The 12,925-nt window shown below is 43.4% G+C and carries 11 protein-coding genes and 5 tRNA genes; 3 read left to right on the top strand and 13 right to left on the bottom strand.

The genetic code is table 11. The features are described 5' to 3' along the window. Positions 1–49 precede the first annotated feature (49 nt). From MHB69_RS01090 to MHB69_RS01030, 13 genes are all read right to left on the bottom strand, one after another. Positions 50–370 (bottom strand): hypothetical protein, encoded by a 321-nt coding sequence (locus MHB69_RS01090; RefSeq protein ID WP_342495900.1) that lies wholly within the window; start codon positions 368–370, stop codon positions 50–52. Positions 371–460: 90 nt separating this feature from the next. After that, a complete protein-coding gene (gene glmS / locus MHB69_RS01085; protein ID WP_007498541.1) occupies positions 461–2,263 on the bottom strand; it encodes a glutamine--fructose-6-phosphate transaminase (isomerizing) in 1,803 nt (600 codons plus the stop codon). 575 nt (positions 2,264–2,838) lie between these two features. Next, entirely contained in the window at positions 2,839–4,185 is a 1,347-nt protein-coding gene (gene glmM / locus MHB69_RS01080) for a phosphoglucosamine mutase (RefSeq protein ID WP_034284242.1), read from the bottom strand. 25 nt (positions 4,186–4,210) lie between these two features. Further along, positions 4,211–5,638, bottom strand: a complete 1,428-nt coding sequence (locus tag MHB69_RS01075) for a YbbR-like domain-containing protein (protein ID WP_342495899.1) — start codon at positions 5,636–5,638, stop codon at positions 4,211–4,213. Further along, positions 5,631–6,452: a diadenylate cyclase CdaA gene (gene cdaA, locus MHB69_RS01070; protein WP_008344027.1), complete on the bottom strand. Its 822-nt coding sequence runs from the start codon at positions 6,450–6,452 to the stop codon at positions 5,631–5,633. Before cdaA ends, MHB69_RS01075 begins: the two co-directional genes overlap by 8 nt. A 217-nt stretch (positions 6,453–6,669) precedes the next feature. Then, complete coding sequence (gene rsiW / locus MHB69_RS01065; RefSeq protein WP_034284245.1) at positions 6,670–7,296, bottom strand: anti-sigma-W factor RsiW; 627 nt, start codon at positions 7,294–7,296, stop codon at positions 6,670–6,672. A gap of 14 nt (positions 7,297–7,310) precedes the next feature. Then, on the bottom strand, positions 7,311–7,874 hold the full coding sequence (gene sigW, locus MHB69_RS01060; protein WP_024424449.1) for an RNA polymerase sigma factor SigW: 564 nt from the start codon (positions 7,872–7,874) through the stop codon (positions 7,311–7,313). A 183-nt stretch (positions 7,875–8,057) separates the two neighbouring features. Further along, positions 8,058–8,969 carry an arginase gene (gene rocF / locus MHB69_RS01055; RefSeq protein ID WP_024424450.1) on the bottom strand — a complete coding sequence of 304 codons (912 nt, stop codon included), beginning with the start codon at positions 8,967–8,969 and terminating at the stop codon, positions 8,058–8,060. 136 nt (positions 8,970–9,105) lie between these two features. Then, positions 9,106–9,177: transfer RNA gene (locus MHB69_RS01050), tRNA-Gln, on the bottom strand. A 4-nt stretch (positions 9,178–9,181) separates the two neighbouring features. Further along, positions 9,182–9,266, bottom strand: a tRNA-Tyr gene (locus MHB69_RS01045). 28 nt (positions 9,267–9,294) lie between these two features. Next, positions 9,295–9,367: transfer RNA gene (locus MHB69_RS01040), tRNA-Thr, on the bottom strand. Between the two features lie 3 nt (positions 9,368–9,370). Next, a tRNA-Val gene (locus tag MHB69_RS01035) sits at positions 9,371–9,446 on the bottom strand. Positions 9,447–9,452: 6 nt separating this feature from the next. After that, positions 9,453–9,527, bottom strand: a tRNA-Glu gene (locus MHB69_RS01030). 220 nt (positions 9,528–9,747) lie between these two features. On the opposite strand from MHB69_RS01030, the gene murQ reads away from it, so the two are divergent. Genes murQ through MHB69_RS01015 form a run of 3 tightly spaced genes read left to right on the top strand, consistent with a single transcriptional unit; the run spans position 9,748 to position 12,919 of the window. Then, positions 9,748–10,659 (top strand): N-acetylmuramic acid 6-phosphate etherase, encoded by a 912-nt coding sequence (gene murQ / locus MHB69_RS01025; protein WP_342495898.1) that lies wholly within the window; start codon positions 9,748–9,750, stop codon positions 10,657–10,659. A 14-nt stretch (positions 10,660–10,673) separates the two neighbouring features. Next, the gene (locus MHB69_RS01020; protein ID WP_034283920.1) at positions 10,674–11,543 is read left to right on the top strand and encodes a MurR/RpiR family transcriptional regulator; all 870 of its coding nucleotides are present in this window, start codon (positions 10,674–10,676) and stop codon (positions 11,541–11,543) included. Continuing rightward, positions 11,540–12,919 (top strand): PTS transporter subunit EIIC, encoded by a 1,380-nt coding sequence (locus MHB69_RS01015; protein WP_342495897.1) that lies wholly within the window; start codon positions 11,540–11,542, stop codon positions 12,917–12,919. The genes MHB69_RS01020 and MHB69_RS01015 overlap by 4 nt, the downstream gene beginning before the upstream one ends. Positions 12,920–12,925: the final 6 nt, after the last annotated feature.

The raw sequence follows: 12,925 nt of genomic DNA, 5'->3' as shown, positions 1-12,925 counted from the left end.
TTTGTTTTGGCAATGTACTTACACATGATAACCAGGCTATTAATACAACTTAAAAACGATGAGATACAACTTTACTATTTCCCTTTTTATTCTCTTCGTCTTTTTTGAAAGCCCTATATTTAAGAAATTGAACGATGCAAAATCCAATGAATACACCAATTGGTCCTCCGCTTGAGACAGGACCGCCAATTAAACAATAAGAAATGATAAACAATGCAATATAACCAATTAAGAAAAAAACAATTCCCCATTTTTCTTTTTTTAAGTATCGATTAAAAATAACAACTCCCCCTTGATAACGGATGTATCTTTTATAAAGAAATCGGCCTTCTAATACTGTACCCTGAAACAATGAACATCGTACGATCAAATCTATAATTCCTTAGTTCTTTTGACACAAAAATACCCCTTTAGAAAACCATATCTAAAGGGGTATCAAAAATTCAATTTTATTTAATCCCTACTCCACCGTCACACTCTTCGCAAGGTTACGTGGTTTATCCACATCACACCCGCGGTGAAGGGCTGCGTAATAAGCAATCAGCTGTAATGGAACAACAGATGCAAGTGGTGCAAGTGCTGGGTGTACAGCTGGAAGGACGAAACGGTCGCCTTCGTCTTCTAGGCCTTTTAGTGAGATGACACATGGGTTTGCTCCGCGTGCAACGACTTCTTTGACGTTACCGCGAATGCTGAGGTTCACGTGCTCTTGTGTTGCAAGGGCAATGACCGGCGTACCTTCTTCAATTAAAGCAATTGTGCCGTGTTTGAGTTCTCCACCAGCAAAGCCTTCTGCTTGGATGTAAGAGATCTCTTTTAGTTTTAGTGAACCTTCAAGGCACACATAGTAGTCAAGTCCTCTTCCGATAAAGAATGCGTTACGTGTCACTGTGAAGAAGTCACGAGCGATTTGTTCCATTTCATCCTTTTGATCGACAAGGGCTTCCATTGCGTTTGCTACAATACCAAGCTCTTTCACAAGATCAAAGTCAAGAGATTGACCGTTTAATTCAGCTGCAACGGATGCAAGGATTGCAAGTACAGCGATTTGAGCTGTGTAGGCTTTTGTTGAAGCCACTGCGATTTCTGGTCCTGCATGAAGAAGCAATGTGAAGTCCGCTTCACGAGAAAGCGTAGATCCTGGTACGTTTGTGATCGTTAATGCTTTATGACCAAGTTCTTTGACTTGAACAAGTACAGCACGGCTGTCCGCAGTCTCCCCAGATTGAGAAAGGAAGATGAACAACGGTTTTTTCGATAGAAGCGGCATGTTGTAAGAGAATTCACTTGCTACATGGACTTCTACAGGTACTTTTGCCCAGTCTTCAATGTATTGTTTACCGACAAGTCCAGCATGGTAGCTCGTTCCGCAAGCCACAATGTAAATGCGGTCTGCTTCTGCTACTGCGCTTGCGATATCGCCAGCAACTGACAGCTTGCCGTTTTCGTCTTGATATTCTTGGATGATTTTACGCATAACAAGCGGCTGTTCATCCGTTTCTTTTAACATGTAGTGAGGATATGTGCCTTTCTCAATGTCGCTTGCATCAAGCTCAGCGATATAAGAAGGACGTGTCATGATATCACCGTCAAGGTTTTTAATAATAACCTCGTCTTTAGTAACAATGACCATTTCTTTATCCATTAATTCCGCATATTCGTTTGTTACTTGAAGCATCGCCATTGCGTCAGAAGCCACAACGTTGAAATCTTCGCCGAAACCAACCAATAATGGGCTTTTGTTTTTCGCCACATAGATTGTTTCTTTGTTTTCGTTATCGAAAAGGGCAATTGCGTAAGAGCCTTTTAGTTGAAGAAGCGTTTGACGGAAAGCTTCCTCTGTATCAAGACCTCTGTTTACAAATTGTTCGATGACTTGAACAACAACCTCTGTATCTGTGTCGCTTTTTAGTGTGACGTCTTGTAAATATTCGCGTGTCAATTGTACATAGTTCTCGATGACACCGTTATGAACAAGCGTAAAACGGCCAGAAGCACTTTGATGCGGATGCGCATTTAGATGGCTTGGTACACCGTGAGTTGCCCAGCGTGTATGTCCGATTCCTGCTGAAGATGCCACGTTAGCATCTACGACTTCACGAAGCTCAGCAATACGTCCTTTTTCTTTGAACACATGCACGCCATCTTCGTTTGCCACAGCGATACCTGCTGAATCATACCCGCGGTACTCAAGCTTCTCTAAACCTTTTAATAAGATTTCCTTCGCATCATTCTGACCAATATAACCTACGATTCCACACATAAATATTCTTCCTCCCGATCATGTGAAAGGGACAAAGAAAGCCTACTAAAATAGAAGGGACATTTCTTCGTCCCTCTCTACATGTTTAATTTGGGAGATCATGTGTATTCCCTTTGTACAAAGAGTCACCTCTTTGCTTTAAAGAAACACTTACGGCTGTGATCTCTTTTTTTGATCAGCCGGGAGGCATCCGCCGAAAATTCGATAACCTCCATCCTCGTCAACTAAGCATCTTTCGTCCGATCGCTTAGTTCGGGCGCTATAATTATAAGAGAGTTTCTGAACATCTACCCTGCCTTTCCTGATAGAATAAAAATCCAGTAACACAAGGATGATTGTACTATAAGGTCTGACCTCCGTCAATCACAATGTGCGGGTAATCCCCTTCATTTGAGAAAGTGAGACCTCCATACACTATATGCGATGAGGCTTGTCTCGTTCTACCTTTGATGTGCTCTCCTATGTATGAAGACAGCGGGAAATTGCCCTCGCTTATAAGATTCGTACAAATCCATCCATTTATGTCGCTTATTCGAAAAAAAAGCAAACCGCTGTTAGCGATTTGCTTTCATCTATTACTCAATACCCATTTCTTCTTTCACAACAGCTGTAATTCGAGCCACATATTCATTACACAGCTCTTTTGTTTTCGCCTCTGCCATGACACGTACAAGCGGCTCTGTTCCAGATGGACGAACAAGAATACGGCCGTCACCATTCATCTCTTTTTCGACCTCTTGGATCACCGCTTTTACTTTTTCATTTTCTTCTACTTTATATTTATCAGACACTTTCACATTCACTAAAAGCTGTGGGAATTTTTCCATTTCCGCTGCAAGCTCTGATAATGTTTTCCCTGTCGCTTTGAGCGTATTCACAAGCATGATCGCAGAAAGCATGCCATCACCTGTCGTATTATAATCAAGGAAAATCAAATGGCCTGACTGCTCACCGCCGACATTATAGCCATCCTTTTTCATCGCTTCGACCACATAGCGGTCACCAACAGCTGTTTGAATGCTCTTAATGCCTTGTTTCTCAAGCGCTTTATAGAAACCAAGGTTACTCATGACCGTTGACACGACGGTGTCATCCTTTAACCGGCCTTCATCCTTCAAATAACGTGCACATATGTACATAATTTGATCGCCGTCTACGATATCACCTTTTTCATCGACTGCAATTAAACGGTCACCGTCACCATCAAACGCAAGACCAATATCTGCACCCTTCTCCTTCACAAAAGCAGAAAGTGCCTCTGGATGAGTGGAACCTACACCATCATTGATATTCAATCCGTTTGGAGATGTTCCCATTGTGGACACATCAGCATCTAAATCTGCAAATAAATGTGTCGCTAGAGAAGAGGTTGCACCGTGTGCACAGTCAAGCGCCACGTGAATACCTGTAAAATCCTCGTCCGCTGTCTGCTTTAAGAATTGCAAGTATTTCTGACCGCCTTCAAAGTAGTCGTTCACCGTTCCAAGATCGGCTCCAACTGGGCGTGGTAATTGATCGACTGGCTGATCCATCAGCTGCTCAATTTCGTTTTCCTGTTCATCTGACAGCTTAAAGCCGTCACCGCCGAAGAATTTAATGCCGTTGTCTTGAACTGGATTGTGTGAAGCAGAAATCATGACACCCGCTTCAGCATCCATTGCCTTCGTTAAATAAGACACACCAGGAGTTGAGATCACACCTAGACGCATCACTTCAGCTCCAATTGAAAGTAAGCCTGCAACAAGCGCTCCTTCTAACATATGACCAGATACACGTGTGTCTCGACCAACGAGTACCTTTGGACGTTCTTTATCCTTCGTGAGCACATAGCCGCCAAATCTCCCAACCTTAAATGCGAGCTCTGGCGTTAATTCGCTATTCGCTACACCCCTTACACCATCAGTTCCAAAGTACTTGCCCATGTTTCAATCGCTCCTTTTTTACCATTCAAGAGGACGCTTCGTCCTCTTTTTTATCTTCTTTGACCCGCTGTCTTTGACTCGATTCTTTCTTTGCTTTATCTTGCGTGGATTCTTCTTTACTCTTCTCATCCTGATCATCGTCATCAGTTGATGGATCTTGTTGATCTTTTTGATTCTTCCGATCATTCGTCGAAGCCGGCTGATCCTCTGTTTCAGTAGAAGTGAGTTTCACTTTGACCTTTGATCTCGATAAAGTCCAAGTCACATTTTGAGGACCATTCACTTGAACTTTGACCTCATAAGTTCCTTCGTTCAAGTCCCCTGCATTGATATAGGCTTCAACATCTGAAGCCTTTAGTTTATCAATCGCACTCTTTGATCCCTTTGCTGTTAACGTGAGCCGTCCAGAAGAGGGGCTCACAAAATCAGAAGTGAGATCCTTGCTCAAACCCACGACAGAAATCGGTACATTATCGATCTTTTTTTCTTCAGCTGTTGCAACCTTCACTTTGATCTTAACGGTTTCGGGTGATACCTTTTTCACACCATCTGGCAGGGGAATTTCGGCATCAATCTCCGTATCATCTTTGATCTTGCTTAAGTCCAGCTTGACGCCATCAATAAAATCAAGTGCATCTAGCACCTTTTGAGAGCCGTACACTGTGACCTCACTCGGGCTTGTCTCAATGCTTGAGATGCTGATCCCTTCTGGCAAGCTGCCCGTCCGCTCAATTTTAAAAGGGACCTTTTTGCTTGGACTAGAGATTGGGACCGTAATATCCACCACGGACGGACTTACTTCAACTGGCAGCTCATTCCCGCTGCTATCATACACAGTGAGCTTCGCTTCTTTTTCAATTTGCTGATCGACATCTTCTAAGTTCACAAAAGCTTTAATGACAGAAATTTTGTCGATGACGTCCTTTGATCCAGTAACTGTGACCTTTTTCGGATTCACAATGGGCTGTTCAGGTGAATAGCCGTCTTTGATTTTATTTTGATTATAAAACTCGGTTTCAACAGGAAATTCGGCTGTCGTTTTTTCTTGTATCGTCACAGTCGTCACAGATGGATTAATCGATAGTGTGAGTCCCTTCGATACATCTCTTGCCTTCAGCTCCACTTTATGTGTACCTGTCGATAAGTTCTGCATGTCTGCGTAAATTTCAAAATTCTTTGTTTGTCTTGCTGTTTTCACAGCACTAGTTGATCCTTTAATCGTGACATTGACTGTCTGCGGCACACCAGTGACGACGTACTTCTCGTCATCATAATACGCTTTAACAGGAATGTCGGTTAAAGTTGCTTCATCTGTCGTCGATGTTGGGAAAAAGGATTCACCGATTTTTTTCGGCGTGGGCGCTTGCGCTGAATTGACTGCACCATACAGCAATAAAGCGAAGACCAATGCAAGAAGCTTAACGGCCCAGCGATTATTCAAAATCTTATCCATTTTTCTTGCCCCTCCAATACCATTTGGTCGAGGAAGCATCTTTGCTGTTCTTACTAAATTCAGCAATCAGCATTTCTTCAAGCGCTTCTTCTGTCAATTCTCGGTGGAGATCACCATTCCTTGCGACAGAAATACCGCCAGTTTCCTCAGAAACGATGACAGTTAAGCTGTCTGTCACTTCACTAATTCCGACTGCCGCCCTATGACGCGTCCCCAGCTCCTTAGAGATAAAAGGGCTTTCTGACAGCGGTAAATAGCAAGCTGCAGCTGCAATCTCATCCCGCTTCATAATGACAGCACCGTCATGAAGCGGTGTATTCGGAATGAAAATATTAATGAGCAGCTCTGAACTCACCTTTGCATTCAAAGGAATTCCTGTCTCTATGTAATCATTCATTCCGGTATCGCGCTCAATTGTCAGCAGTGCGCCGATTCTGCGTTTCGCCATATAGTTAATTGCTTTTGTAATTGCCTCGATCGTTTTCTGCTGCTGTTCCTCTACAGGTGTCCCGCTTCTTGAGAAGAAACGGCCGCGCCCAAGCTGCTCAAGCGCTCTCCTTAGCTCTGGCTGAAAAATAATAATGATCGCAAGGAATCCCCACGTAATCGCTTGATCCATCAGCCATTGAAGTGTGTTAAGACCGAGATACGCACTTCCCATCCTGACGAGAACAATGACCACAATTCCCTTTAAAAGCTGAACCGCTTTTGTTCCGCGGATGACCATCATTAATTTATATATCACATACCAAACAACGAGAATATCAACAGCATTACCGAGGTACTGCAAAAAAGGAATATCCCCTAAAGCCATTTCCTCGTCCTCCAGAATTTTCAGTTATTCTTCGTTTGATGCATTTTTTAATAAAAAAAGAGCCTATGTATCAATACATAGCGTGGCTATTATACCACATTTTGTTTCAGCAAGGAAAATAGTTGCCATATCTGGCTAAGTTGCTAGTATGCTTGAATCTCAGCAATGTATAGAAAAAGAGCAGCCCCCCTTAGAGACTGCTCTTAAACCGCTTGAGTTACTTTTGCTCCTCTGGACCAATGACCCGCATCACGTTTTGTGCTGTTGATTTCATTTTGTACCAGATCCAATCAAACACTTCATTAATTTCATTAATTTGACCAGTGACTTGTCCGGCAGAAGCAGTCAGCTGTTCCCCATTGACGACGGTGACATTTCCATCAACCTTGCCTTCTACAATCAGCTTGCCATTTTTGACAGTGATGTCACCTTTTACGGTTTCCCCTTTAGGTACGGTCACTGTATCATTTTCAACGACGAGATTCGGCTGCTTTGACACACTGAAATTATGATCGGTATTCCAGCTTGTAAACAGACTGCCTCCCATCAAAATGAGAAAGAGGGCAGCGGCTACCATCAGCGGGTGAGCTTTGATCCATCTTTGAACCGACACACGCTTTTTCTCCTTTGGAAGACCTGCCATCACCTTTGCAGTGAAATCAGATGGTGCTTCTATATGAGATGTACTCTGCACTAGCGCGATGGATTTCTCAATTTGTTGAAAATGAGTACGGCATTCCTCACACGATTGCAGATGGCTTTTTAATTCTTTTTCGTCTTGGGGCTCAATGTCCCCGTCTAAATACTGATGCATAAGCTGGACGATTTTATCCTGACAGCTCATCAAAATCACCTCACTCAAAGGTCTCTCAACTGTTTCCGGAGAGCCTCTCTACCCCTGTGTATTCTCGTTTTCACCGTACCAACTGGTATATTGAGAATCTCACTTATTTCTTTTAACGAGAGTTCATCAATATACTTTAATACGATGACCGAACGATATTTGTCGGGTAACCTTAGAATTTTTTGCTGAATGGTACTCGATAATTCAAGAGATACCACCTCATCCTCTGGCAAAATGCCATCAGCAGCAATTTGAGAATACATATTTAATCCTTCTGTTCCTGCCACCTCTGCATCTAAATAATAATCCGGCTTTTTTTTGCGAATACGATCGATGGTCAGGTTGGTTGCAATGCGGTACAGCCACGTGGAAAACTTACGATTCACATCAAAGCTTTCGATATTCACATAGGCTCGAATAAACGCCTCCTGCGCAATATCCTCCGCTTCGTGTGCATTCCCAAGCATACGGTAGCACAGCTGATAAATTTTGTCTTTATACAGGTCTACGATGTCTGCAAATGCGTTCTGGTCGCCTTTTTTCACTTGCTTAATTCTCTTTTTAATCATTGTGTCCATAGTATATTCAACCTCTGCCTTCACCGGTCTTTATGTATACGAACCTCTTTCCAAAAGGTTTCATTCTCCTCTAAAAAATAGTGTAACAAATTTTTGACAGTGTGTTACGCTTATCAACCGGTAAAAACCTTAACATATCCTTAAATTTTCCCAAAACAAAAAAGAACGGGAACAAGTCCCGCTCTACAATAGCTTTTCACCCATTAATGAACCAATTAACGCAACTGCCGCTTCAGCGGTTTTGTTTTTCTCATCTAAAACCGGATTTACTTCAACAAATTCAGCAGACGTTAAAATACCCGCCTCCTCTAAAAGCTCCATTGCGAGATGACTTTCCCGGTAACTAATGCCGCCTGCTACCGGAGTACCTACACCAGGGCATTCCGCTGGATCTAATCCATCTAAATCAAGCGACAGATGGACACCATCGGTTCTCTCCTTTAGATACGCAATCGCTTCCTCCATCACCCTTGTCATCCCTAAACGATCAATTTCATGCATCGTATACACTTTAATGCCTTTCTCTCGGATCAATGCCCGCTCTCCTTCATCTAAGGATCGAGCACCAATTATAACGACATTTTCAGGCTTCAATTTAGGCGAATAACCGCCAATGTTCGTTAAATCTGCATGCCCAAAACCGAGACTGACAGCAAGCGGCATGCCATGAATATTTCCAGAAGGAGAGGTTTCCTCCGTATTCAAATCCCCGTGTGCATCATACCAAATGACACCTAAGTTTTCATAATGCTTGGCTACCCCAGCAAGTGTGCCAATCGCAATGCTGTGATCACCGCCTAAAATGAGCGGAAACGAACCAGATTGCACAATACTGTCAACCTTCTCAGCAAGCAGCTGATTTGCACCAGCATTCTCCGTCAAATTTTTCAGCTTTTCACTTGTATATAAACCTTTCTCATCATCTCTTTGTTCAACTGGAATATCTCCAAGATCCTCCACATCAAATGAGAGCGTTTCCAATTTTTCTTTTACGCCTGCACAACGAATCGCACTCGGGCCCATATCGACGCCCCTTCTCGTTTGACCCAAGTCCATTGGAACTCCAATAATCGTGACCTTCTTTTGCTCTCCCATATGTACATCCCCTTTCCGTTCATGCTTATATTTTACTTTCTTGATGCCTTCTGACTCAACTCGACAACATTTTGAATAGTTATACAGTCCCTCTGCCAACATAAAAAAAGACACCTTTTTCAAAAAGGTGTCTTAACTGGGCTAGCTGGATTCGAACCAACGCATGACGGAGTCAAAGTCCGTTGCCTTACCGCTTGGCTATAGCCCAAAAATGGTGGAGGGGGACGGATTCGAACCGCCGAACCCGGAGGGAGCGGATTTACAGTCCGCCGCGTTTAGCCACTTCGCTACCCCTCCACATATGGAATTGATAAAGAAAAAACAGTGCCGGCAAGAGGACTTGAACCCCCAACCTACTGATTACAAGTCAGTTGCTCTACCAGTTGAGCTACACCGGCATATGGTGGAGGATGACGGGCTCGAACCGCCGACCCTCTGCTTGTAAGGCAGATGCTCTCCCAGCTGAGCTAATCCTCCACATCATGGTGACCCGTACGGGATTCGAACCCGTGTTACCGCCGTGAAAGGGCGGTGTCTTAACCGCTTGACCAACGGGCCAGTTTGTCAAGTTTGTTGTTTCCGTGAAGCTGACAAAAGTTATTATATACAGGTTGTCCCCCTTTTGTAAAGGGGATTTTTATTTTTTTTATTTTCTAACTATTTACTCCCTATTCGTTCAACAATTTGACTGAAATATAATTTCAATATTCAAATATAATATTGAAATTTCATATCATACTCAATATACTGAAAATGAAGAAATAAGGAGGTATGTCACATGCAGCCATCTCAACTGCGTTCTTTGACAACAGAATCAAGAAACCCCAACACAATGGAAATTTCTCAAGCAGATCCGCTTGAAATACTCCAGATGATCAATGAAGAAGATATGAAGGTCGCTCAAGCAGTCAACCTTGTACTTCCACATGTCAAAACAGCAAGTGACTTTGCTTATGAATCCATCTCAAATGGAGGCAGACTCATTTATTTAGGCGCCGGAACAAGCGGCAGAATTGGCGTAATGGATGCTGTCGAATGTCCCCCAACCTATAGCGTCTCACCTGATGTCATTGTTGGCATCATGGCAGGCGGAGACTCAGCTTTTTCTCAAGCTGCCGAAGATGTGGAAGACAGTGAAGAAGCCGGCAAACAGGATTTAGTACACATCCACCTGACATCAAAAGATACAGTCGTCGGTATTGCCGCAAGCGGCAGGACACCTTATATCATCGGCGCTTTAAACTATGCAAAGTCAATTGGAGCTAAAACAGTAGCACTCAGCTGCAATGAACAAGCAGAAATTAGCGAGCTTGCAGATTGCGCCATTGAGGTTATTGTAGGACCAGAAGCCATCACTGGGTCAACAAGAATGAAAGCAGCATCCGCTCATAAAATGATTTTAAATATGCTTTCCACCTCAGTCATGATCAGACTAGGCAAAGTATATGAAAACCTGATGGTTGATGTAAAAGTCAGCAATCATAAATTAAAAGAACGCGCCATCACCATCATTCAACATGTGACAAACGCTTCCTACGAACAAGCCGTGAAGACTCTTGAAGCAGCTGACTTAGAAGTCAAAACGGCCATCGTCATGCTCCAAACAAACACAGACAAGAAAACAGCCAAAGATTTACTCAACAAAACGAATGGCCACATCGACAAAGCGATCTCACGTTATCAATCCTAAAGGAGGCAGAGCTCATGTCAGCAGGTGGACTTACCCTACTACACACAATCAAATCAAAGCTTCCCCAATCTGAAAAAATCATTGCAGACTATATCCTTGCCCATCCTGACAAAGTCATTAAAAGCACAGTACACGAAATCAGTCAGGCAGCCGGCGCAAGCAGCTCTGCAGTCATCCGTCTTTGTAAATCTCTCGGGCTGGATGGCTATCACGATTTAAAAATGCGGATCGCTGGAGATTTGATGCATGACGATAAACAAGGCTACAGAGATATCGAACAAGATGAACCGCTTCAATCCATTATTCAAAAAACAGCAGGAAACTCGATTCAATCGATTAAGGACACCGCTTCTATTTTAAATGCAGATGCTTTAGAAAAGGCTGTTCAATTACTGCTGCATGCAAACCAAATTCATTTTATCGGTGTTGGTGCATCTGGCATCGTCGCAGCTGATGCCCAGCAGAAATTTCTCAGAATTAACTATGCAGCGACAGCCTTCACTGACATGCACATTGCATCTACGGTCATTGCAAATGCGGGAGAGAATGACATTGTGTTTGGGATCTCCTTTTCAGGAGAAACGTTAGACATCATTCAAGCCCTTCAGCTTGCAAAAGACAACCAAGTGAAAACCATTGCTTTAACACATCCAGGTCATACAAGCGTTTCTGCTTTATGTGATGTTCACCTATCGACGTCCGGTTCCAATGAAGCACCTTTTCGCAGTGCTGCCACTTCCTCTAGAATGGCACAGCTCTACTTAATTGATGTCTTGTTCCTCAGTTTAGCTTCTCGTCAATATGAAGAGACAGCGCAATATATTGACAAGACAAGGCATGCCATCCGCTCCATGAAACGAAAATCAAAGGGGGATTCAACATGAGTCATCAAAAGAAATATCAGCAGTTGGCGAAAGACATTCTTTCACTCTGTGGTGGTTCTGAAAATATCTCTTCCCATACACATTGTATGACAAGGCTCCGAATTACACCGATCGACAATGGAAAAGTTCACGTCACAGCAATCAAAGAACTCGATGGCGTCATTGGCGTCGTCGAAGCAGAAACGCTTCAAATCATTTTAGGCACTGGCGTTGTCAACCAAGTATCAAGTGCGTTTGAACAGCTGCTAAATGCCTCTGGCTCTTATGATTTAAACAACGAAGCACAAAAAAACAAGCAAGCCATTTCACAAAAGAACCGCACACCGTTCAAGCTGTTCTTAAGGCGGATTGCCAGCATTTTTATTCCAATTATTCCGGCACTTGTTGCCTCTGGTCTGATTACCGGGATAACAAAAGCAATCGTGCAAGCAGGCTGGCTTGACGAAAAATCTCAAGCTGCGATTATTTTAACGGTTATCGGTTCTGGACTTTTCGCTTATCTCGGGATATTAGTCGGAACAAATGCCGCAAAGGAATTTGGAGGCTCTCCTGCATTAGGTGCATTAGCTGGTATCCTCATTATTAACCCAGCCTCCGCAGACATTATGTTATTTGGCACAAATATTCTACCAGGCAGAGGCGGACTCATCGGTGTTCTTCTAGCCGCCATCTTTATGGCACTTGTGGAAACCCGAATTAGACGCTTCGTCCCGCAATCACTTGATATCATCGTCACACCAACCATCACACTGCTCATTACAGGCATTTTCACGTACGTTGTCTTCATGCCAGTCGGCGGATTTATATCTGATGCCATCACCTCAGGACTGACTTATCTATTGAATATGGGCGGAATTTTCGCAGGATTTGTTCTTGGTGCTACCTTCCTCCCACTTGTTGTAACAGGACTTCACCAAGGGCTGACACCGATTCATATGGAACTCATCAATTCAATTGGAGATGACCCGCTTCTGCCAATTCTCGCTATGGGCGGTGCAGGACAGGTCGGCGCTGCATTCGCCATTTATATGAAAACAAAAAAGAAAAAGCTCAAAAGAGCCATCGCTGGCGGACTTCCTTCAGGGATGCTGGGCATTGGCGAACCACTCATTTTCGGTGTCACACTCCCGCTGGGACGACCATTTCTCACCGCTTGTCTTGGTGCAGGAATCGGCGGCGCATTTCAAGCCTACTTCCAAATTGCGACGAAAGCCATCGGGGTATCCGGTCTTCCATTAACCTTTATTGTTCACACACATCAAATGCTTCTTTACTTAATTGGACTATTTATCGCATATGTTGCTGGATTTTTCTTCACATACTTATTTGGATTTCATGATGATATGGCTGTTGAATTCGAGGATCACAATCAATAAGGAGGT

Origin of the sequence: Bacillus sp. FSL K6-0994, from assembly GCF_038630815.1 — a bacterium.
Taxonomy (GTDB): Bacteria; Bacillota; Bacilli; order Bacillales; family Bacillaceae; genus Bacillus; species Bacillus safensis.
The sequence above is the reverse complement of the archived record's forward strand: the minus strand, read 5'-3'. Positions and strand labels throughout refer to the sequence as shown.

What these genes read in the sequence shown, in the direction of transcription:
- sigW (WP_024424449.1), bottom strand. Translation starts at nt 7,874, where the DNA reads ATGGACACAATGATTAAAAAGAGAATTAAGCAAGTGAAAAAAGGCGAC.
- murQ (WP_342495898.1), top strand. Translation starts at nt 9,748, where the DNA reads ATGCAGCCATCTCAACTGCGTTCTTTGACAACAGAATCAAGAAACCCC.
- rsiW (WP_034284245.1), bottom strand. Translation starts at nt 7,296, where the DNA reads ATGAGCTGTCAGGATAAAATCGTCCAGCTTATGCATCAGTATTTAGAC.
- rocF (WP_024424450.1), bottom strand. Translation starts at nt 8,969, where the DNA reads ATGGGAGAGCAAAAGAAGGTCACGATTATTGGAGTTCCAATGGACTTG.
- MHB69_RS01075 (WP_342495899.1), bottom strand. Translation starts at nt 5,638, where the DNA reads ATGGATAAGATTTTGAATAATCGCTGGGCCGTTAAGCTTCTTGCATTG.
- glmS (WP_007498541.1), bottom strand. Translation starts at nt 2,263, where the DNA reads ATGTGTGGAATCGTAGGTTATATTGGTCAGAATGATGCGAAGGAAATC.
- cdaA (WP_008344027.1), bottom strand. Translation starts at nt 6,452, where the DNA reads ATGGCTTTAGGGGATATTCCTTTTTTGCAGTACCTCGGTAATGCTGTT.
- MHB69_RS01015 (WP_342495897.1), top strand. Translation starts at nt 11,540, where the DNA reads ATGAGTCATCAAAAGAAATATCAGCAGTTGGCGAAAGACATTCTTTCA.
- glmM (WP_034284242.1), bottom strand. Translation starts at nt 4,185, where the DNA reads ATGGGCAAGTACTTTGGAACTGATGGTGTAAGGGGTGTAGCGAATAGC.
- MHB69_RS01020 (WP_034283920.1), top strand. Translation starts at nt 10,674, where the DNA reads ATGTCAGCAGGTGGACTTACCCTACTACACACAATCAAATCAAAGCTT.